Here is a 19,357-nt window from a genome sequence, read left to right as displayed (position 1 = left end):
AAATATGATGCGGAATATACGTGTAGTTTTTGCAGTTTTGTCTTTATCTGTTGTATTGGTTGCCGGAGTTGCAGATGAATTACAGGCACAGGAGAAAAGACAGGGATGGATTAAACGATTGAGATACAGGCGGGAATTACGTCGGGAGTTGCAAGGTGAGATTCAATTATCCGGAGCTTTTGCTCTTTATCCTATGGCTGTGAAATGGGCGGAAGAGTTTCGTAAGATCCATCCTAAAGTGAGGATCGATATTTCTGCCGGTGGGGCTGGTAAAGGAATTACCGATGCTTTGGCTAAGGTGGTAGACCTTGGAATGGTCTCCCGGGATATTTATCCGCAGGAACTGGAAAAAGGGGCTTTCCCGATAGCGGTGGTGAAGGATGCCGTCGTACCTACTATTAATTCGAATAATCCTTTGATCGATCAGATATTAGCGACCGGTTTAAAGCAACAGGTGGCTCAGGATCTGTGGATTCATACCACAGCCCGGACCTGGGGCGATGTGCTGGGGACGGGCAGTACGATACCGGTACATGTGTATACCCGCTCGGATGCTTGCGGTGCTGCAGAAACTTTTGCTGCCTGGTTAGGAGCCAAACAAGAGGATCTGGAAGGAACCGCTGTATTCGGAGATCCCGGAGTCACTTCTGTGGTGCAACGTGACAAAGTAGGGATCGGATTTAATAATATTGCCTATGCTTACGATATCAATTCTAAAAAGCCTTATCGGCATATCGCAGTGATTCCCTTGGATTTGAACGGCAATGGAAAGATCGATCCGGAAGAAGATTTTTATGCCACTAGTACAGAATTGAATGCTGCTATTGCAGAAGGGAAATATCCCAGCCCGCCGGCCCGGAACCTGTTTTTGGTTTCGAATGGAAAACCGATGAAACCGGAAGTGCTTGCTTTTCTCGAATTTATTTTGACAGATGGGCAGCAATATGCTCCTGAAGTGGGATATATCGGGCTTTCATCCGATATATTGGAAGAAGAATTATTCAAATTGCAGGAATAATGATGGAGGAAGAAGATAAGATTGTACAAAAAACTTCCAGGATCCGCCTGATCAAAGATAAGATGGCCGGATCAATGATGTTGACTTTTACGTTAGTGTCTGTGTTGTTGGTCGTGCTGATCGGTATTGGTCTGGTGCTGAAATCTTTGCCTATTTTACACGACAAATCCCTGTGGGAGTTACTTAGTGGAGCGAAATGGAAACCGATGCGCGGGGATTTCGGTTTCCTGCCGTTTATTATGGGTACCCTTTGGGTGACGGCTATCGCTATCCTTTGGACTTTACCGGTTTCGTTATTTACCGCTATTTTCCTGACGGAAAATTCTAAGAGTTGGGTGAAAAGGGTGGTGTTTCCGGCTCTCGATATTTTGGCCGGTCTGCCTTCGGTCGTCTATGGAGTGTGGGGTATTTTAGTCGTAGTCCCCTGGATTTCCGATCGGTTGGCTCCACACTTTGTGGAATATTCTACAGGTTATTCCACACTGGCTGCCGGTATTGTATTGGGGATCATGATCCTGCCTTTGCTGATCAGTTTGTTTGTGGAATTATTTTCTTCTGTTCCTAAGGAATACCGGGAAGCTTCCTTATCCTTGGGAGCAACCCGTTGGCAGACGACGAAATATGTATTGCTGAAGAAGACTTTCCCGGGGATAGTAGCTTCGGTGACCCTGGCTATTTCGAGGGCTATGGGGGAGACGATCGCCGTGTTGATGGTGTGTGGAAATATTGTACAACTTCCCGACTCGTTATTCGACGGTTGTTATCCGTTGCCGGCATTGATCGCCAATAACTACGGGGAAATGTTGTCATTGCCGCTTTATGAATCGGCATTGATGTTTGCCGCTTTGATTTTGTTTGTGGTCGTATTTGTCTTTAATATCGCTTCCCGCCTGATCCTTAGAAAGCTGGAACGGAATTTGGTATGATCGAAAAACCGATGTCATGAAATTGAAATTTATTGAAGAGAAGGCTATGAAAGTGGTGATGTTGGTGACAACATTACTGGTATTTTTGTTTGTAGGCAGTATTTTATATACCATCGTCAAAAACGGCTGGGGAGCCATGAATTGGGAAATGATTTCCTCTTTGCCGGGAGGCGGGTTTTACATCGGCAAAGAAGGAGGGTTGCTGAATGCTATCGTCGGTTCGTTGTATATTGTGGGAGCTTCTACGGTATTGGGTCTGGCGGTGAGTATTCCTGTCGTGTTTTATCTGAATGTATATCTGAAAAAAAATTCGAAACGGGGTTCGTTCGCCCGACTGGCGTATGATGTGCTTTTCGGAATCCCTTCGATCGTATACGGGGCTTTTGCTTTTACCATCATGATCTATTTGGGGTTGAAGACTTCTTTGGCCGGTGGTATTATTGTCATAACACTATTGATCATTCCGATTTTTATCCGTTCGATGGACGAGATTGCCCGGGAATTGCCGCAGGATATGCTGAATGCTTCTTATTCCCTGGGAGCTACGCGTTACGAAACGATCAAAGTGGTTGTCCGGCAGATCGCTCCGGGTATCGCTACAGCTACTTTGTTGTCTATCGGCCGGGCGATCGGAGATGCTGCTGCGGTGTTGTTCACTGCCGGGTATACGGATAATATCCCGACTTCCCTGGGACAGCCGGCAGCCACTTTGCCTCTGGCCGTATTTTTTCAGCTGAGCAGCCCTATACCCGCAGTTCAGGAAAGGGCGTATGCCGCCGCTTTGATATTGACTATTATTGTTTTGATATTGAGTATCCTGGGACGGATTATTACGAACCGTTTCTCCAGGAATAAAATTCAGTAATCATCGTGATTAAAATAATTGAGTAACTTAGTAATCTGGTAACTATATATGAATATTCCGTTTTTAGGTAAGAAAATCAAATGGTATAATATGTCCGATTTGAATGAAACAGAATTGAAAAAAGGTTTTTTTCGTCCGAATCAGAAATTTTGTACCGATGATTCCAAAAGATCGAACATTGTCGTAGACCATTTGAATGTCACTATCCAGCACAATCATATTCTGAAAGAGGTGTCGGCAGTTATTCCGGACCGGAAGATTACCTGTATTATCGGTCCTTCGGGTTGTGGAAAGTCGACTTTGCTCAAGAGCTTGAACCGTCTGTTGGATACGAATGAAGAGGTTCATATTTCGGGTAGTGTGTTGGTAGACGGGGAAGAATTGTATGCTCCGGGAGTAGAGATTACACATATACGGCGTAAGATGGGATTGTTGTCGCAACGTCCCTGTCCGCTACCGATGTCTGTTTATGATAATATCGCTTACGGTTGCCGGATTCATGGTATACGTAACCGGAAGAAGCTGAATATGATCGTACGCCATTACCTGCAGGCTGTGGGATTATGGGAAGAGGTGAAAGATCGTTTGCATACTCCGGCAGGTCGGATGTCTATCGGACAGCAACAACGCCTCTGTCTGGCCCGGGGATTAGCTGTCGAACCCCAGTTTATCCTGGCAGACGAAGCGACTTCGGCTTTGGATCCTATATCGAGTAAAACCATCGAGGATCTGTTTTTAAAACTTAAAGAGGAATATGCTATTGTATTGGTGACGCATACGTTGCGTCAGGCCTTACGAATTGCCGATTATGTGATCTTTATGTATATGGGAGAGATCATCGAGGCCGGACCGGCAGAACAAATCTTTAAAAATCCACAAAAGGAGTTGACACAGAAATATTTGGCCGGGGTATTTAGTTAGAAAAAGTAAAAAGTGGGAAAAAGCTATAAGCTAAGGGCTTGGAGCTGGGGAGGAAAGTAAAAATCGATTGGGATATGATGAAAGAGGATGTAATACGGTTGAATGAGCAGCTGAAAGGCAAGAAGGCGGAAGAGGTATTGGATTATTTTTTGGAAAAATACCAGGGACATATTGCTCTGGCGTCGAGTCTGGGGATTGAAGACCAGGTGTTGACTGCTATGATTTGCGGGATCGATGCGACTACCCGTATTTTTACTTTGGACACCGGGCGGTTGTTTCCTGAAACATATAGTCTGATCGGGCGGACAAATATGACATATGGAATCCGGATTCAGGTATTTTTCCCGGACTATCACGAAGTGGAAAAAATGGTGGCGGAACATGGGGTGAATTTGTTTTACGATAGCATTGAATACAGGAGGTTATGTTGTCATATCCGTAAACTGGAACCTCTGAAACGTGCTTTCCAGGGAATGAAAGTGTGGATTTGCGGATTGCGGCACGAACAATCGGTTACCCGTACAGGAAATCAGTTGGTAGAATGGGACGGGATGAACGGATTGATAAAAGTGAATCCTTTGATCGATTGGACAGAAACCGAGGTATGGGAGTATATCCGTGAGCACGGCGTACCTTATAATAAATTGCATGATCAGGGATTTCCGAGTATCGGTTGTCAGCCCTGTACCCGGGCTGTTAAGCCCGGCGAAGATATCCGGGCCGGACGTTGGTGGTGGGAGTCGCCTGAACACAAAGAATGTGGATTACATAAATGACCGGATTTCTCGTTGCCTTGATGGTCGGAAAATTTTCTACCGGACCTAATAATGAAAGGTGCTTATATACATGTTTACTCTAAATGTAGGTTTATTTTGTTATTTATTCGTCTTCGGTGATCGTGTTTGGGGACCCGGTCGCTTCTGTCGGTCGTCTAACTTTTTCTTTCACTGACCGGCGGAACTCCTCACTGCGTTCGTCAGACACCACCGGTCGGGCGTTCAGAAAAAGCAAGACGACACTCGCCAGAGCTCCAATGATCCCCGAACACGAACACCTCCGACTTACGTTATCACTGAATTGCAGACCGGTCTTGATTTAAGAAAGATCATTCTCCCTGGAAATAAGCCGGATAGTCCGTTTTTCCTATTTTCGTAAATTTCCGCTTGTATTTCCTTTACCGGTTAGCTCTGCCGTTAGATGGAGGGTTTTATGGCGGAAGACCATTGGAGCGGGAACGAGGAACCGGTTAGGTTTTCCGAACGTCCGACCGGTGGTGTCTGACGAACGAAGTGAGGAGTTCCGCCGGTCAGTGAAGGAAAGCCTTAGCGGATCGTTCCAGGCGAACCGGTCTGACGGGATAAAACCCGGAATCGGAATAGAAAGAAAAAAAATAAACCTACATTTATAAGTTGTAAATATGTATATCACTACCTGATAGAAATGCTTAGCGGGCTTGAAATGTCTTTTATCTATCGAAGATTTTCGGTCAATTAGGGTGGAAATATTTATAAAAAAACAGCAGTTGATAATCTATTGCATTATTCCAATATTCGTGTGTATGCCCGCCCGGACGGGTGAGGAAATCGTGGGGAATATTGTAATACCGGAGTTTTTCATGTAATTTCTGATTTACGGTATAGAAGAAGTCGTAATATCCGCAATCGATAATGATGGCTAAAGGTCCCGATTTGCTGTTGTAGGGCAATTGGTTGATTACGGTATATTCGTTCCAACGCTGGGGATTCTCGGAATAGGGGCCCAGCAATTGCTTCATTTCCCAATTTTCGGGGAAAGGCCGGATATCGACACCTCCGCTTATCGAGCCACAGGCTCCGTAAGTGTCCGGGTGACGGAAAGCCAGCCATAAAGCACCGTGCCCGCCCATACTGAAACCGGTGATAGCTCTTCCTTTGCGGTTATTATAAGTGCGGTATTGGGAATCGATATAGTTGATCAGCTCTTTGCTCACATAAGTTTCATAGCGGTAGGAAGGATTGATGGGGCTATCCCAATACCAACTGTTCAGGCCGTCGGGACATACGATGATCATATCGAAATTAGAAGCCATTTGAGCCAGATCGGGTTTTGTATAGGTGGCCCACGTATCGTAACATCCTCCATAACCGTGGAGCAGATAGGCTACCGGGTATTTTTTCTGTGTATTTTGGGTATAGCTGGCAGGCAGGATAATGATATTTTTAATTTGTTTTTTCATGGACGTACTGTAAACCGAGATCGTGTCTATTTTCTGGGCTTGAGTTGGGAGGTATGTCCCGATCAGAAATAAGGATAGGAACAATAATTGTATCAGTCTTATTTTTTTCATAAGGGTATACTTATTGGTTTGTTACCGGATATTAACAATATAAAACTTGCTGCAAATACTCTGTAAAGATATTTATTTCTTGTATATTTTCCTGCATATTTTTTTGTTTTTCTTTGATTTTGTCCCTGCGGATATGTAACAAATACGTCATTATTTTTCAATAGTTTCGTCATAAATTTGCATTTTGTATATGGATTTCTTGTAAAGGTTCATCTTCCTCGACTGTTACGGGCAACATTTGACGTAAACTCTGGTAGGCATAAAATACCGGATACAAAGAATGTTTTGGAGATTAAAATCTAAAGTGATCCTACTGATTATTTTGGAAACTATCGATTTTATAGTAAAATCTATTTTTATTGTATGTGTGTGTAAAATTGGGGGGTATGTATTGAATTATTTGTGTTTTATTTTGATATATGTGTATTTTTTTTGGGGGGATATGTGGAAAAATAATTCAAATTTTATTTGATTATTGTTCTAAATATGTATTTTTGTCTTGGTTTTAATGAAAATAAGAAATGGGTTTGGAAAAATACTTTTTGTAGCGTATATATCCCCTTGTTTTTTTAGATTGAATATTGAAAACAGATGTTTTTATTGAAACAATATCGGCAAATCGTCTCTTTTTTCCCGGACTGTCAGATTGTGGGAACGGCTAAAGACACTTTTCAATTTCCTTCTGCCGGGAAAAGACTTCCGGCACTTATCGTTTGATTTAAAATTTCAGGCTTATGAAGATTACACTATCACAGTTGAACGTTATGGTCGGAGATATTCTCTCGAATAAAAGTAAGAACATAGACTATATTGACGAGGCTGCGGATAGTGGTGCAGATCCGGCGTTACCCGGCGAAATGGTCCTGTCTGCTGTGGGAAGGGTGTAAGATGCCGTTGGCCGATGATGTATACAGAGATAAAGAACCACCTAAACAATAAATATTATGACAACACTTAGATTTAAAATGGTTGAAGAGGCGATCGGAAGAAAAGCCGTAGAAGTAAAAGCACCTGCCGAACGTCCGGCAGAGTATTTCGGAAAATATGTTTTTGATCGGGACAAAATGCGGAAATATTTGCCGAAAGCTTGTTTCGAAACGTTGATGAATACGATGAAGAACGGGAGCCCGTTGGATCGGGAAACAGCCGATTGTGTGGCTGCCGGAATGAAACAGTGGGCTCAGGATATGGGAGCTACTCACTATACGCATTGGTTTCAACCCTTGACGGGAGGAACTGCGGAGAAACACGATGCTTTTATCGAGGCCGATCACGAAGGAGGAGTGTTGGAAGAGTTCACAGGAAAGTTGCTGATACAACAAGAACCGGATGCTTCCAGTTTTCCGAGCGGTGGTCTTCGCAATACATTTGAAGCCCGGGGATATAGTGCCTGGGATCCTAGTTCTCCGGCCTTTATTGTCGATACGACCCTTTGTATACCGACTATCTTTATTGCTTATACGGGGGAGGCCCTGGATTTCAAGGCCCCTCTTTTGAGGGCACTCGAGGCAGTAAACCGTGCGGCTGTGGATATTTGCCGGTATTTCGACCCGAAGGTGGAAAAAGTGTTCTCTTATCTGGGATGGGAGCAGGAATATTTTTTGGTAGACGAAAGCCTGTGGGCGGCCCGTCCTGATCTGGTACTTACCGGCCGGACGATGATGGGACATGAAAGTGCTAAAAATCAACAGCTGGATGATCATTATTTCGGTTCTATACCGACTCGGGTGATTGCTTTTATGAAGGATCTGGAATACGAATGTCAGCAATTGGGAATCCCGGTAAAAACCCGCCACAATGAGGTGGCTCCGAACCAGTTCGAACTTGCTCCGGTTTTCGAAGAGACCAATCTGGCTAATGACCACAATCAGTTGTTGATGTCTACCATGAAAGTGGTGGCGAGGCGTCATTGTTTCCGGGTACTTTTGCACGAAAAACCTTTCAAGGGGATCAACGGTTCGGGCAAACACAACAACTGGTCTTTGGGTACCGATACGGGAGTGAATCTGTTATCTCCGGGACGTTCTGCTGCAGAGAATCTGCAATTTATCACCTTTCTGGTGAATATCCTGATGGCGGTCTATCGACGGAATGGCTTATTGAAAGCCTCTGTGATGAGTGCAGGCAATGCCCATCGTTTAGGAGCTAACGAAGCTCCTCCTGCTATTTTGTCGGTATTCCTGGGGACTCAGTTGTCGGCTATTCTGGATAAAATCGAATTCAGCCAATCGGATGAAGCGATTCAGTTGGATAAAAAGACTGGGTTCAGGATGGACGGGATTACGCATATCCCTGAACTATTCAGGGATACGACCGATCGTAACCGGACATCACCGTTTGCATTTACCGGTAACCGGTTCGAATTCCGTGCCGTCGGTTCCTCGGATAATTGTGCCGATGCCATGATCACTTTGAATACGGCAGTGGCTTATCAGTTAAAAGAGTTTAAAGCTGATATTGATAAACTCATCGCTGAAGGACATACGAAAGAAAATGCTATCTTTACGGTGTTAAAACGGTATACGGTGGCATGCAAACCGATTCGGTTCGAGGGGAATGGATATAGTGATGAATGGAAGGCTGAAGCTGCCCGGCGTGGGTTGGATTGTGAGACCAGCGTTCCCCTGATCTTCGATCGTCTGTTAGCCCAGGAGAACATCCGGATGTTCGGAGAAACCGGTGTATTGAACGAAGTGGAACTGCATGCCCGGGCTGAAGTGAAATGGGAGACATATACCAAAAAGGTACAGATCGAAGCCCGTATATTGGGAGATTTGGCTATGAATCATATCTTACCGGTGGCTTCGCGTTACCAGAGTATGTTGCTGGATAAGGTAAGCAAGTTTATGGCGATTTTCCCGAAAGAGAAAGCCAGGGTTTTGGCCGAACAAGACTTAGAATTGATAGAGAAGATAGCCCGGCATATGACCTGTATTCAGACCCAGGTGGAGGCAATGGTGGAAACCCGGAAAGTGATCAATAAGATGGGGGATATACGGGAAAAAGCGATTGCTTATCACGACCGGATAGCCCCGACCTTCGATGAGATCCGGGCTCATATCGATAAATTGGAATTGATTGTCGATAATGAAATGTGGACGTTGCCGAAATATCGGGAACTTTTGTTTTTGAGATAACGAACAGGAATGGAAATGTTATGAGTGACGCAATTAAACATGAATGTGGGATTGCCATGGTGAGGTTGTTGAAACCTTTGGAATACTACCGGAAAAAATACGGAGATGTTTTTTGGGGGATGAATAAGCTTTACCTGCTGATGGAAAAACAGCACAACCGTGGACAGGAAGGAGCCGGAATGGCTTCGGTAAAGTTGAATGTCCGTCCGGGCGAAGAATATATCTTCCGGGAGAGGGCGGAAGGAACGGGGGCTATTCAGGATATTTTTTCTGCTGTCCACCGGGCGATTACCGAATGCCGGAGGATAGAACCGGAGGTGCCCGACGAGGAGTTGCCTTTTATCGGCGAGATGTACATGGGGCATTTGCGTTACAGTACAACGGGGCGTTCGGGGATTTCATACCTACATCCTTTTTTGCGTCGTAATAATTGGCGGAGCCGGAATCTTTCGTTGGCCGGAAATTTCAACCTGACCAATGTGGACGAAATATTGCAGTATATCGTGGAAAGGGGACAACATCCCCGGCATAATGCGGATACTTTTATTATACTGGAGCAATTAGGGTATTTACTGGATTATGAGGTGGAACACCTCTACCGGAGATTCAAGGCCGAGGGCCTGGCCGGTCAGGCGATGAACGATGCGATCGAAGAGAATATCGATATCGAACATATTTTGCAGGAAGCTTCGGCACGCTGGGACGGAGGATATGTCATTACCGGTTTGTTGGGAAGCGGGGATCTTTTCGCTTTCCGGGATCCTCATGGAATCCGGCCTGCTTTTTATTATGCCAGCGATGAGGTGATCGTCGTTGCTTCCGAGCGTCCGGTTATTCAAACGGTTTTCGATTTGCCGGTAACAGAGGTGAAAGAATTGATGCCCGGACAGAGTATCGTTGTGAAACGGAACGGTAATATGAAAGTAAGTACGATCCATCCGGCCGTTGAGGTAACTCCCTGTTCTTTTGAACGGATTTATTTCTCCCGGGGAAGTGATTGCGATATTTATAACGAACGGAAGGAACTGGGGCGTCTGCTGACCGAAAATATTTTGAAAAGTGTCGGATATGATGTGGATCACACTATCTTTTCTTTTATCCCTAATACGGCAGAAATCGCTTATTATGGGATGATGCAGGGATTGGAAGCCTGGTTGGACCGGCAGAAGAGTGAAGAGATCTGTGCCCGGAACGGACAACTGAGCAGCGCGCAGATCCGGGAAATCCTGTCGCGGCAGATCCGGACCGAGAAGTTGGCCATCAAGGATATCAAACTGAGGACTTTTATCGCTGAAGGAAATAGCCGGAATGATTTAGCCGCCCACGTGTACGACACCACTTATGGGACAGTACGGGAAGGGGTGGATTCGATCGTCGTTATCGACGATAGTATTGTCCGGGGTACTACCTTGAGGCAAAGTATAATCAAAATCCTTTGCCGGCAGAAACCCAAAAAGATTGTGATTGTCTCCTCTTCGCCTCAAATCCGTTATCCGGATTGTTATGGCATCGATATGTCGAAGATGGGAGAGTTTATCGCTTTTCATGCTGCTATCGCTTTGCTGAAAGAGAGGGGATTAGAACGGGTGATCGATGAGGTGTATACCAAAAGTAAGGCTCAGATAGCATTACCCAAAGAAAAGGTCGTGAATTATGTCAAAGAAATTTATGCTCCTTTTACAGACGAAGAGATTTCTGCTAAGATTGCCGAAATGATCACCCCTGAGAATTGCCCTTCGGAAATAGCTGTGGTATATCAGACGATAGATCATTTACACCAGGCTTGTCCGAATCATTCCGGGGATTGGTATTTTTCGGGTGATTATCCCACTCCGGGCGGAAACCGTCTGGTGAACGGGGCTTTTGTGGAATGGTATGAGAAAAGGTTTAATTCCTAAATCCGTTTGTCGTGTTACAAAAGATAAAGACCTGGATGCTTCCGCTGGCCATGTTGTCGGGAGCATTTTTTTATGAATTCTTTCAACAGTTGGCTTTTTTAACGCCCTACCTGATTTTCAGTATGTTGTTTATTACATATTGTAAATTGTCTTTTCGCGATTTGAAGTTCAGTGGTTTGCATCTGTGGTTGCTGGCTGTTCAGGTTGTCGGGTGTTTGGTGGTTTACGGTGGATTGGTGTGGTTCGATCCGGTCGTGGCACAGGGAGGTCTGATTTGTGTTTTGGCGCCGACTGCAACGGCTGCTGCAGTGATCACGGGAATGCTCGGAGGAAGTGTCGCCTGTCTGGCGGCATATACTTTGATGAGTAGTTTAGTGGTAGCTGTCGTATCTCCCTTGATCTTTACTCTGTTGGGAGAACATAGCGATATGACCTTCTGGAATTCCGTACTTTTCATTTGCCGGCAAGTCATGCCTATCCTGATATTACCTTTTGCATTGGCCCTGTTTTTGGAGAAAGCTTTGCCGTCTCTCCACCGGCAGTTGAAAAAACTGCAAATTCTTTCTTTTTATCTTTGGGCGTTGGGATTGACCATTGTAACCGGGAAAACGGTTTATTTTATCGTGTATCAGGAGAATGCCGATATTACGGAAGAGTGGTGGATGGCCGCATTAGCATTGGTGATCTGTGTCCTGCAGTTTATCCTGGGCAGGCGTATCGGACGGCGGTATGGCGATCCTGTTTCGGGAGGGCAGGGACTCGGACAGAAAAATACCATCCTGGCTATCTGGATGGCACAGGTATATCTGAACCCTCTTTCCTCCATCGCTCCTGCTTCGTATGTGCTGTGGCAAAATATGATCAATAGCTGGCAGTTGTGGAAAAAAGGAAAATAAGAACAGAAGGCTACTCTATTGCTCTGGCTGCAGGAACGATATCTTCCCGCGCCACTTTCGTTGTAATGATGTTTTTCGGTCCGGGGATCAGGGGACTATTTTCCAATACATGGCGTACCCGGCTGTATTGATTGGCGGTAAACCGGTTTTGGTATGAATAGAAATAGTCCATGATATTGGTAGATATAAAACTTTCTCCTTCACATCCGTTTCTTTTGACCACTTCCTGAAAATTGTAAGGAGGCGTGAGTGTACTCAGCCATTCGGTATAGGCATTACGGTCATAATTGGGAGTATCCTCACAATAATCCGTTTCGTTGCACTCTTGTTCGGAGAATACGTGAAATAACCCCAAATAGTGGCCCAGCTCATGGGCTAAAGTCGTATAAACGTCATCCTCGGTGATATAGGTATTGTTGATAGAAATACAGTGGGTATAGGAAGGCATGTTCGAGAAATAGTGGTTATTCGCAGTCAGGCCCGGAAGACTGTTTTCACGGGGGGTGTATGGGAGGTGGGAGATGCCTGCCGTGGTCTCCTCTTTAAAGGTATATACAAATACATTGATGTATTTATTCAGGTCCCAAACGAATGAATTGAACGAAGTATTGCTTTGAGCCATGAAATCCTCACAGCTCATGACTGCTGCCGGGGTTTTCAGGATGCGTTCGATGCCGGGTTCGGCCAGGGGATTACCGGCAGGATCTTCGGTAGCCGTCACCAATTTCAGGTTCATAGGAATACTGTTGGTACCTGTATTGTACAAACGGTTGCATTCGTCGATCATTTTGGTGAAGAATTCTCCGGAAGCATTTTGCAAACTGTCGGTTTCATCCGCATAGAATAAATGAAAAATAACGGGCAGTTCATAATAATAGTTGTTGCCGCTTGTATCCTGATATACATGTACTTCAGCCTCTTTCTGGTCGCAGGTAAAAGTAAAACGGGTATCTCTTTCGGCTTTGGTGTCGTTGGTATCTACCTGAATTAATATTTCGGCCGTTTTACTGCCTTCCATTTTATCGGTTGTACACCAGGTATCCCCTCCTGTAATTTTCCATTCACAGTTACTGTTGACCGTTAATTTCCATACACCGCCGTTACCGGAAAACCGGAGGGTGTTTTCGGAAATTTTCAATACCTGGGGTGAAGGGTGATCGGTCACACAGGCGAACATTACGATCGTTGTGAAAATCAGAAATATAAGTCGTTGTATTTTCATCGGAATCTTTTTTATTGAATGCAAATGTATAAAAAAGACTTTATATACTTGACACTTTAAGTTGTTTTAAAGATTGTTTTCACACAGCCTGTAAAAATAGATTTTGGTGTACGGAATTGGAACATATACGATCGGTGACTTCGGAAAGCGACCGATCGTAGCCTCATAGCAGGCTGACTTCAGGATAAAACCGTTACTTTTAAGCGGTCTGTCCATTTTTTTATTCTGGTATCGGTTCGGTCCGATTCATTATTATCGTCGATCGGGAGCCCGACAAATTTACCGTCGATAACTCCACCGGAACCATCGAAACGATATTCAGAGGGGTCTACTTCTCCCGTAAAAGTACAACCGGTGTGCTGAAGCTCGTGATAGATGACACCCAAAGCATCACAAAAACTGGAACTAAAACTGACCGAATCTCCGCATCCGAACAAGGCGACGGTTTTGTTTTTCAGATCCATATCTTTGAGTTTGAAAAGGAAATCATTCCAGTCGTCCTGCATTTCCCCGACTCCCCAGGTCGAACAACCTAATAACAATACTTCGTAGGGTTGTACGGCATGGGGCGTTGTATCGGCGACATTGTGTACATCTTCTTTCCCGATCCCCAATTGAATAGCGATTTTATTCGCTACAGATTCGGTATCACCGTTGGTGGAACCGTAAAAAATACCTGTTTTTTTCATAAAAATAGTGATTTAAAGTTATTATAAGTCAACTGTTTATCTATTCTGTGCAGATCACTGTTCTGTTTACGGAGCGGAAGAGAAATGGGGTGGCTTATTATGTCGAAAAAATTTTAATTGTGGTTAAACTAATGGGCTGATTATTGAAAAATACCTAAAAATAGGGATTGGTTGGAATCGGATAAAATGTTTATTTTGCATGATTAAATTTATTTAGAATGAATAAGCGTTTAAAATATTCCGGTACAGATAAGATGAGTGATCTGATTTGTGAGAATTATAACCTGTTACTGGTGATGAGTCGGTTCGGGTTATCCTTGGGATTCGGTGACCAGACTGTACAGCAGGTATGTGAACGTCAGGGGGTGCATACGGGTACTTTTCTGGCTGTTGTGAATTTTATGGATGGGGAATGTTGTGTGTCCGAAGAGTTTCATGACCAGATATCGGTTGAAGCCCTGATGGAATATTTGAAGCAGGCTCATTCTTATTTTCTGGATTATAATCTGCCGGTGATCCGGCGGAGGTTAATAGATGCCATCGATTGTTCGCAGGATGACGTTGCTTTTCTGATTTTGAAATTTTACGATGAATATGTCAACGAGGTGCGGGCACATATGGGATATGAGAATGAGGTGGTTTTTAAATATGTGAATGCACTATTGCAGGGTGAGGATACCGGGCGATATAATATCGGTGTTTTTGTTGCACGTCATAACCAGATCGAGACTAAACTGACCGAACTCAAGAATATTATTGTCAAATATTATCCTTCCAGGGCGAATAATAATCTGTTGAATACCGTATTGTTCGATATTTATTCTTGTGAAAAAGATTTGTGTTCACATTGCCGGGTAGAAGATTATATGTTTGTTCCTCTGATTGCAGAATTGGAAAAGAAAGTACAGGAAAATGCAGGAAGATGAAGTTTTAAAGATTGCTATAGCCGAGACATCGATGATCGTCCGTAGTGGATTGGCATTGGTCTTGAAGCGGATTCAGGGATTGAAAATTCTTCCGATAGAGTTAGTCTCCGAAGAATCGTTGGATGAATGTGTACGATTTCATAAGCCTGAAATTCTGATTGTAAATCCGTCATTTACCGGATATTTCGATGTGCGTAAATTTAAAGAAACGCCTCAGAATGCGGGTGTGAAATGTATTGCTTTGATGTGTTCGGTGGCCGATCAGGGTGTGTTGCGGAATTACGATGAGTCTCTGACTATATATGACGATGCGGATACGATCAGGGAAAAATTGAATCGCCTGTTGAATGTTCCCGGGGAAGAGACAGAAGAAGAATTAGCCGGACAGGAAGTGTTGAGTAGCCGGGAAAAAGAAATTATTACTTGTGTCGTCAAAGGGATGACTAATAAAGAAATTGCAGATGCCTTGTATTTGTCGGCCCATACGGTGATTACTCACCGACGGAATATAGCCCGTAAGTTACAGATTCATAGTCCGGCAGGCCTGACTATTTATGCGATTGTAAATAAATTGGTGGAGTTGCAGGATATCAAAGAATATTTGTAATAAAAAATCCCGGAAACAATCCGGGATTTTTTATTATTTGATTTCAATCGTTCGTCCGTTTTTTTCTTCCGGAATTACCGTTTGTTTCGGGATATCGATGGTCAATACACCGTGTTCCATCCTGGCCTGAATCTTCTCTTTTACCACATCATCGGGCAAGATCATCGCTTGCTGGAAGCGGGTATATGAAAATTCACGTCTCAGATAGCGTCCCTCTTCTTTTTTATCTTCTTTCTGTTCGTGTTTCTTTTCCATACTGACGACCAACTGGTTGTTGTTTTCGATTTTGATGGTAAAATCCTCACGGGTCATACCCGGTGCAGCAACTTCGATTTCGTAATTTGTTTCGGTTTCCCGAATATTGATTGCCGGTGCAGTAGCATTGGTTTTTTCCATCCACGTGTTATCGAAGAAATCATTGAAGATATCCGGTAACCAAGTCTGTGTTCTTCTTACAGGTACCATAATTTAATCCTCCTATTATTTAAGTTTAACATATTCATTGGGTAGAACCGGTATTTTAAACCGTGTTCGTTTTAGGAGATTGCAATCGGTATGCCGCAATTCGTGGGGAAATACGTATTTTTTTTTGTAGATTATGTGTAATTTATTGATAATAAATAAGAAAGAAGAAAGAGATGCTTTGTGTGTTAAATTACTTGTAATGAGTGTGTTATGTTGTTTTGGCAGAATAAAGGAAAAATTGTCATAAAATCTGTTTGGAGGTCTGCCAAATCTTCATGGTTTTGTAACAAACCCGTGGGCTTTTAATGAGGGGATATCAGCTTTATTCTTTATTTTTGCCTTATTAATAAAAGAATAATACCGATGAAAATGCTCTTACCCGTATTGTTGATGCTGGCGACCGGGAAAACGATATTGCCCGGAGAGGTAAAAGTAAAGACTTTACCTCCTGAATCCCGTGAAGTTTTGGATTATTTACCCCGGAATATTGTTATAGCCCATCGGGGTACGACGTATTGGGCTCCGGAGGAAACCGAAGCCGCCATGCGTTGGGCCCGTAATATCGGAGCCGATTACCTGGAACTGGATTTACAACGAACGAAAGATGGGGTATTGATTGCTCTGCACGATGTCAATCTGAGGCGTACGACGAATGTTGAAACCGTATTTCCGGATCGGGCCGACTCGCCTGTTTCGGAGTTTACCCTGGAAGAGCTGAGACAACTGGATGCCGGTTCGTGGTTTAACAAAGCGAATCCGGATCGGGCCAGAAAAGCATTCGAAGGCTTAGACATACTGACCTTGGAAGATGTCGTGCGTATAGCCGAGGGCTATCGCATAGTCAGAGACCGGGCAGGAAAAAGAGTGTACGATATCGACGGGCAGGGGAGAAAGCACACCCGTTACGAAAAAGATCCTGACGATAACGGTAATCGTCCCGGTATTTATCCCGAAACCAAAGAACCTCATTTGTTTCCGGGTATGGAAAAAGATTTGGTGATAGAATTACAAAGACTGGGTTGGTATCATCCGGATGCCGGACAAATGAAACAAATTCCGGTAACCGCGGGCAAAGTAGCTATTGCAAATTCGTCGGCCCGGGTGATTTTGCAGACTTTCTCGGACGAGAGCCTGGTAAAACTGAAAGAAGCTTTCCCACGACGGATTCCTACCTGCTTTTTATTGTGGTTAGGGAATGACGTTTCTGACTTAAAACAAAATACCCCCGAGCAATATGCTGCCAAAATCAATTTCGGTATAGAAAACGGGGCTGTGATTATGGGGCCTAGTATTGCAGGGGCACCTAATCATTATGATGAACTTTTGTCTCCCGGAAACGGTGAATTGATTTACCGTTCGGGTATGGCCATTCATCCCTATAGTTTCGATACGGTGGAGCAGATGGAGGAATATACCGGATTGAAAGCCGGACAGCCGGCACAAAACCGGGCCGATGGAATGTTTACCAATAAGTCGGATATGACTATCCGGTTTTATCAGGAAACGTTGCCCGCAAAATATCTGAAGTCGAATGCAACCTCAGGCCTGCCGGATCATTTACAGCAAAAAAAGAAGCTGGAAAAGGCTGAAAAAGTATTGGAACAATTAGGGTATTACAACTGACCGGATTTAGGGAGGGTAGATTCGTTGCCCTCCTGCATAGCTGTAATGCGGGGATATGATTTCTATACCTGCCTCATTATAACGATCCTGAATATTTTGATGAAGGTTTCCGAATAGATCTCCCGGTCTATCGGACGACAAACAACTTCTTTGGCCGTAGTACGTATAAAAAGAACAAAATGAACTAAACACTAAAATTATGGCTAAAGAGAGTGTAAAAATCCTGCAAGGAAAATTGGATGTGGAAAGCTTGATTTCACAGTTAAACGCAGCATTGGCTGAAGAATGGTTGGCATACTATCAGTATTGGATCGGTGCTTTGGTTGTCGAAGGTGCTATGCGTCCGAATGTACAGAGTGAGTTTGAAGAACACGCCAATGAAGAACGCAAGCATGCCGAAATGATTGCTAAACGTATCATCGAACTGGAAGGCGTTCCTGTTTTGGATCCCCAAAAGTGGTCGGAACTGGCAAGATGCAAATACGATACTCCACAAGACTTTGATTCTGTTTGTCTGCTGAATGACAATGTGGCTTCCGAGCGTTGTGCCATACTGAGGTATCAGGAAATTGCCGACTTTACAAATGGTAAAGATTTTACGACCTGTGATATGGCGAAAAAAATTCTGGCCGAGGAGGAAGAGCATGAACAGGATCTTCAGGACTATCTGACCGATATTGCCCGGATGAAAAAATCAATCCTTGGTAAATAGTTTATTGTAATCACGGGGACGGGGCAATTGTGCGAAACTTTCGCACAATTGCCCCGTCCCCATGATTATTCGGTCTTTTCTGTCAATGTCAATATAATTTTTAAGAATCCAAAAAGAAAATCCATCTCGGATCTCTCCTCTCATTCCGAGAAGTTTTGACCTGTTAATGCATTTGCATAATGCCAGTATATTAATTGTTTTTTAGAGGTAAGAATATGCTGGTTAAATCTTCGTTTATGCCTGCAAATATAACAAATGCGGACAATAAAGGCAAAAATATCGGCTAAAATTTTCCTACCCAGTTCTTTATTTGTTTGTTATTTCCATCGTACTCCGTTTTAAACCGTGATTTAATCCGGATAGCAGAAAAAACGAACGATTTAATCAACATTTTTGTCTGCCGTTAGCGGTTTGAACGGGTTTTTCGATGCCGCATCCGGTGGAAAGAAACAAGAAATGAGAACAACTATTCATCCGATGAAATTGAAGTACAGACTGCTATTTCTGCCTATCCTGTTGTTTGCTTGCGGTGTGGCATCGGGGCAGGAGGCCGGTATGTCTGTGGCACCATTCGTCCGGGGAGATACGGCAGTCTTCCGGTTTGCTCCGGAAAAACGTATGTTCTGGGCTGATTACAAGGGAAATGCAATCGCTATCGATTCGCTTGCCCGTTCCATCCGGCAACACAAACTTTCGATCGAATCGGGCGATATGAAAGTACGTGTACTGGGATTTTGTTCCTCTTACGGTTCCTGCGCAGAGAACCTTGCGGCTGCGAAGAATCGGAGCAATCAGGTCAAATCCTATTTCATTGTCCATGAAGGATTGAAGGAGGATCATTTTCGGACGACCAACTCCACGCGCCAATGGCACGGGATGACTGATGTCATTGGGGTAGCCTATTTGTTCCGGAATTCGGAAACGATCCCGGCTTCCGGAACATTACCGGAAAGTGGCTTTACATCGGCCGATTCGGTGTCGGCATCGCAGGTTCTGAAACCCTTTGTCGAACCCGACACGCTTATTGCGGAGAGGTCTGCGAAACCGGCATCCGAATCCACGCGGCCGATTGCCAAGGCTTTGGAAAGCGCTCTGGGTGATCCCGTTCAACCCTGTTACCAGTGGG

At 44.2% G+C, this 19,357-nt stretch carries 17 protein-coding genes and 1 pseudogene; 14 read left to right on the top strand and 4 right to left on the bottom strand.

Annotated features, from left to right (window positions below):
* The first annotated feature begins 4 nt into the window (after positions 1 to 4).
* The 5 genes from WS34_RS05965 to WS34_RS05945 all read left to right on the top strand — a co-directional run bounded on the left by WS34_RS05965 (position 5) and on the right by WS34_RS05945 (position 4,506).
* Positions 5 to 1,018: a PstS family phosphate ABC transporter substrate-binding protein gene (locus tag WS34_RS05965; protein WP_013611490.1), complete on the top strand. Its 1,014-nt coding sequence runs from the start codon at positions 5 to 7 to the stop codon at positions 1,016 to 1,018.
* Positions 1,018 to 1,944 (top strand): phosphate ABC transporter permease subunit PstC, encoded by a 927-nt coding sequence (gene pstC / locus WS34_RS05960; RefSeq protein ID WP_013611489.1) that lies wholly within the window; start codon positions 1,018 to 1,020, stop codon positions 1,942 to 1,944. Before WS34_RS05965 ends, pstC begins: the two co-directional genes overlap by 1 nt.
* Positions 1,945 to 1,960: 16 nt before the next feature.
* Complete coding sequence (locus WS34_RS05955) at positions 1,961 to 2,809, top strand: PstA family ABC transporter permease (RefSeq protein ID WP_013611488.1); 849 nt, start codon at positions 1,961 to 1,963, stop codon at positions 2,807 to 2,809.
* A 90-nt stretch (positions 2,810 to 2,899) separates the two neighbouring features.
* A complete protein-coding gene (locus tag WS34_RS05950) occupies positions 2,900 to 3,730 on the top strand; it encodes a phosphate ABC transporter ATP-binding protein (protein ID WP_113028748.1) in 831 nt (276 codons plus the stop codon).
* A 74-nt stretch (positions 3,731 to 3,804) separates the two neighbouring features.
* Positions 3,805 to 4,506, top strand: a complete 702-nt coding sequence (locus WS34_RS05945) for a phosphoadenylyl-sulfate reductase (protein ID WP_013611486.1) — start codon at positions 3,805 to 3,807, stop codon at positions 4,504 to 4,506.
* Between the two features lie 710 nt (positions 4,507 to 5,216).
* On the opposite strand, the gene WS34_RS05940 is transcribed toward WS34_RS05945, so the two are convergent.
* A complete protein-coding gene (locus tag WS34_RS05940; protein ID WP_046403005.1) occupies positions 5,217 to 6,056 on the bottom strand; it encodes an alpha/beta hydrolase in 840 nt (279 codons plus the stop codon).
* A 734-nt stretch (positions 6,057 to 6,790) separates the two neighbouring features.
* On the opposite strand from WS34_RS05940, the gene WS34_RS15460 reads away from it, so the two are divergent.
* From WS34_RS15460 to WS34_RS05920, 4 genes are read left to right on the top strand one after another with little or no spacing between them, the layout of a single operon-like run.
* Positions 6,791 to 6,943, top strand: coding sequence for an NAD+ synthetase (locus tag WS34_RS15460; RefSeq protein WP_013611484.1), 153 nt, complete (start codon positions 6,791 to 6,793; stop codon positions 6,941 to 6,943).
* 57 nt (positions 6,944 to 7,000) lie between these two features.
* Positions 7,001 to 9,193, top strand: coding sequence for a glutamine synthetase III family protein (locus tag WS34_RS05930; protein WP_022159546.1), 2,193 nt, complete (start codon positions 7,001 to 7,003; stop codon positions 9,191 to 9,193).
* Between the two features lie 20 nt (positions 9,194 to 9,213).
* On the top strand, positions 9,214 to 11,091 hold the full coding sequence (locus tag WS34_RS05925; RefSeq protein ID WP_046403734.1) for an amidophosphoribosyltransferase: 1,878 nt from the start codon (positions 9,214 to 9,216) through the stop codon (positions 11,089 to 11,091).
* 11 nt (positions 11,092 to 11,102) lie between these two features.
* A complete protein-coding gene (locus WS34_RS05920) occupies positions 11,103 to 11,987 on the top strand; it encodes a bile acid:sodium symporter family protein (protein ID WP_046403733.1) in 885 nt (294 codons plus the stop codon).
* 10 nt (positions 11,988 to 11,997) lie between these two features.
* Here the strand turns inward: WS34_RS05920 and WS34_RS05915 are convergent, their stop codons facing one another.
* Both WS34_RS05915 and fldA read right to left on the bottom strand, forming a co-directional pair.
* Positions 11,998 to 13,209: a zinc-dependent metalloproteinase lipoprotein gene (locus tag WS34_RS05915; protein ID WP_286693651.1), complete on the bottom strand. Its 1,212-nt coding sequence runs from the start codon at positions 13,207 to 13,209 to the stop codon at positions 11,998 to 12,000.
* A 179-nt stretch (positions 13,210 to 13,388) separates the two neighbouring features.
* Complete coding sequence (gene fldA, locus WS34_RS05910) at positions 13,389 to 13,898, bottom strand: flavodoxin FldA (protein WP_013611469.1); 510 nt, start codon at positions 13,896 to 13,898, stop codon at positions 13,389 to 13,391.
* Positions 13,899 to 14,116: 218 nt separating this feature from the next.
* On the opposite strand from fldA, the gene WS34_RS05905 reads away from it, so the two are divergent.
* Positions 14,117 to 14,824, top strand: a complete 708-nt coding sequence (locus WS34_RS05905) for a hemerythrin domain-containing protein (RefSeq protein ID WP_013611468.1) — start codon at positions 14,117 to 14,119, stop codon at positions 14,822 to 14,824.
* On the top strand, positions 14,811 to 15,431 hold the full coding sequence (locus WS34_RS05900) for a response regulator transcription factor (RefSeq protein ID WP_013611467.1): 621 nt from the start codon (positions 14,811 to 14,813) through the stop codon (positions 15,429 to 15,431). Before WS34_RS05905 ends, WS34_RS05900 begins: the two co-directional genes overlap by 14 nt.
* A gap of 33 nt (positions 15,432 to 15,464) precedes the next feature.
* Here the strand turns inward: WS34_RS05900 and WS34_RS05895 are convergent, their stop codons facing one another.
* Positions 15,465 to 15,896 (bottom strand): Hsp20/alpha crystallin family protein, encoded by a 432-nt coding sequence (locus tag WS34_RS05895; RefSeq protein ID WP_013611466.1) that lies wholly within the window; start codon positions 15,894 to 15,896, stop codon positions 15,465 to 15,467.
* Between the two features lie 363 nt (positions 15,897 to 16,259).
* Between WS34_RS05895 and WS34_RS05890 the strand changes: the two genes are divergently transcribed.
* The 3 genes and pseudogenes from WS34_RS05890 to WS34_RS05880 form a co-directional block, all read left to right on the top strand.
* On the top strand, positions 16,260 to 17,519 hold the full coding sequence (locus tag WS34_RS05890) for a glycerophosphodiester phosphodiesterase family protein (RefSeq protein WP_087381667.1): 1,260 nt from the start codon (positions 16,260 to 16,262) through the stop codon (positions 17,517 to 17,519).
* A 199-nt stretch (positions 17,520 to 17,718) separates the two neighbouring features.
* On the top strand, positions 17,719 to 18,231 hold the full coding sequence (locus WS34_RS05885) for a ferritin-like domain-containing protein (protein ID WP_013611464.1): 513 nt from the start codon (positions 17,719 to 17,721) through the stop codon (positions 18,229 to 18,231).
* A 456-nt stretch (positions 18,232 to 18,687) separates the two neighbouring features.
* A pseudogene (locus WS34_RS05880) lies at positions 18,688 to 19,357 on the top strand (hypothetical protein); the annotation flags it as partial.

Origin of the sequence: Odoribacter sp. N15.MGS-14 (assembly GCF_000980245.1) — a bacterium.
GTDB classification, from domain to species: domain Bacteria; phylum Bacteroidota; class Bacteroidia; order Bacteroidales; family Marinifilaceae; genus Odoribacter; species Odoribacter splanchnicus.
The sequence above is the reverse complement of the archived record's forward strand: the minus strand, read 5'-3'. Positions and strand labels throughout refer to the sequence as shown.

What these genes read in the sequence shown, in the direction of transcription:
- WS34_RS05925 (WP_046403734.1), top strand. Translation starts at nt 9,214, where the DNA reads ATGAGTGACGCAATTAAACATGAATGTGGGATTGCCATGGTGAGGTTG.
- WS34_RS05895 (WP_013611466.1), bottom strand. Translation starts at nt 15,896, where the DNA reads ATGGTACCTGTAAGAAGAACACAGACTTGGTTACCGGATATCTTCAAT.
- WS34_RS05930 (WP_022159546.1), top strand. Translation starts at nt 7,001, where the DNA reads ATGACAACACTTAGATTTAAAATGGTTGAAGAGGCGATCGGAAGAAAA.
- WS34_RS05900 (WP_013611467.1), top strand. Translation starts at nt 14,811, where the DNA reads ATGCAGGAAGATGAAGTTTTAAAGATTGCTATAGCCGAGACATCGATG.
- WS34_RS05885 (WP_013611464.1), top strand. Translation starts at nt 17,719, where the DNA reads ATGGCTAAAGAGAGTGTAAAAATCCTGCAAGGAAAATTGGATGTGGAA.
- WS34_RS05940 (WP_046403005.1), bottom strand. Translation starts at nt 6,056, where the DNA reads ATGAAAAAAATAAGACTGATACAATTATTGTTCCTATCCTTATTTCTG.
- WS34_RS05915 (WP_286693651.1), bottom strand. Translation starts at nt 13,209, where the DNA reads ATGAAAATACAACGACTTATATTTCTGATTTTCACAACGATCGTAATG.
- WS34_RS15460 (WP_013611484.1), top strand. Translation starts at nt 6,791, where the DNA reads ATGAAGATTACACTATCACAGTTGAACGTTATGGTCGGAGATATTCTC.
- fldA (WP_013611469.1), bottom strand. Translation starts at nt 13,898, where the DNA reads ATGAAAAAAACAGGTATTTTTTACGGTTCCACCAACGGTGATACCGAA.
- WS34_RS05905 (WP_013611468.1), top strand. Translation starts at nt 14,117, where the DNA reads ATGAATAAGCGTTTAAAATATTCCGGTACAGATAAGATGAGTGATCTG.
- WS34_RS05965 (WP_013611490.1), top strand. Translation starts at nt 5, where the DNA reads ATGATGCGGAATATACGTGTAGTTTTTGCAGTTTTGTCTTTATCTGTT.
- WS34_RS05955 (WP_013611488.1), top strand. Translation starts at nt 1,961, where the DNA reads ATGAAATTGAAATTTATTGAAGAGAAGGCTATGAAAGTGGTGATGTTG.
- WS34_RS05945 (WP_013611486.1), top strand. Translation starts at nt 3,805, where the DNA reads ATGATGAAAGAGGATGTAATACGGTTGAATGAGCAGCTGAAAGGCAAG.
- WS34_RS05950 (WP_113028748.1), top strand. Translation starts at nt 2,900, where the DNA reads ATGTCCGATTTGAATGAAACAGAATTGAAAAAAGGTTTTTTTCGTCCG.
- WS34_RS05890 (WP_087381667.1), top strand. Translation starts at nt 16,260, where the DNA reads ATGAAAATGCTCTTACCCGTATTGTTGATGCTGGCGACCGGGAAAACG.
- pstC (WP_013611489.1), top strand. Translation starts at nt 1,018, where the DNA reads ATGATGGAGGAAGAAGATAAGATTGTACAAAAAACTTCCAGGATCCGC.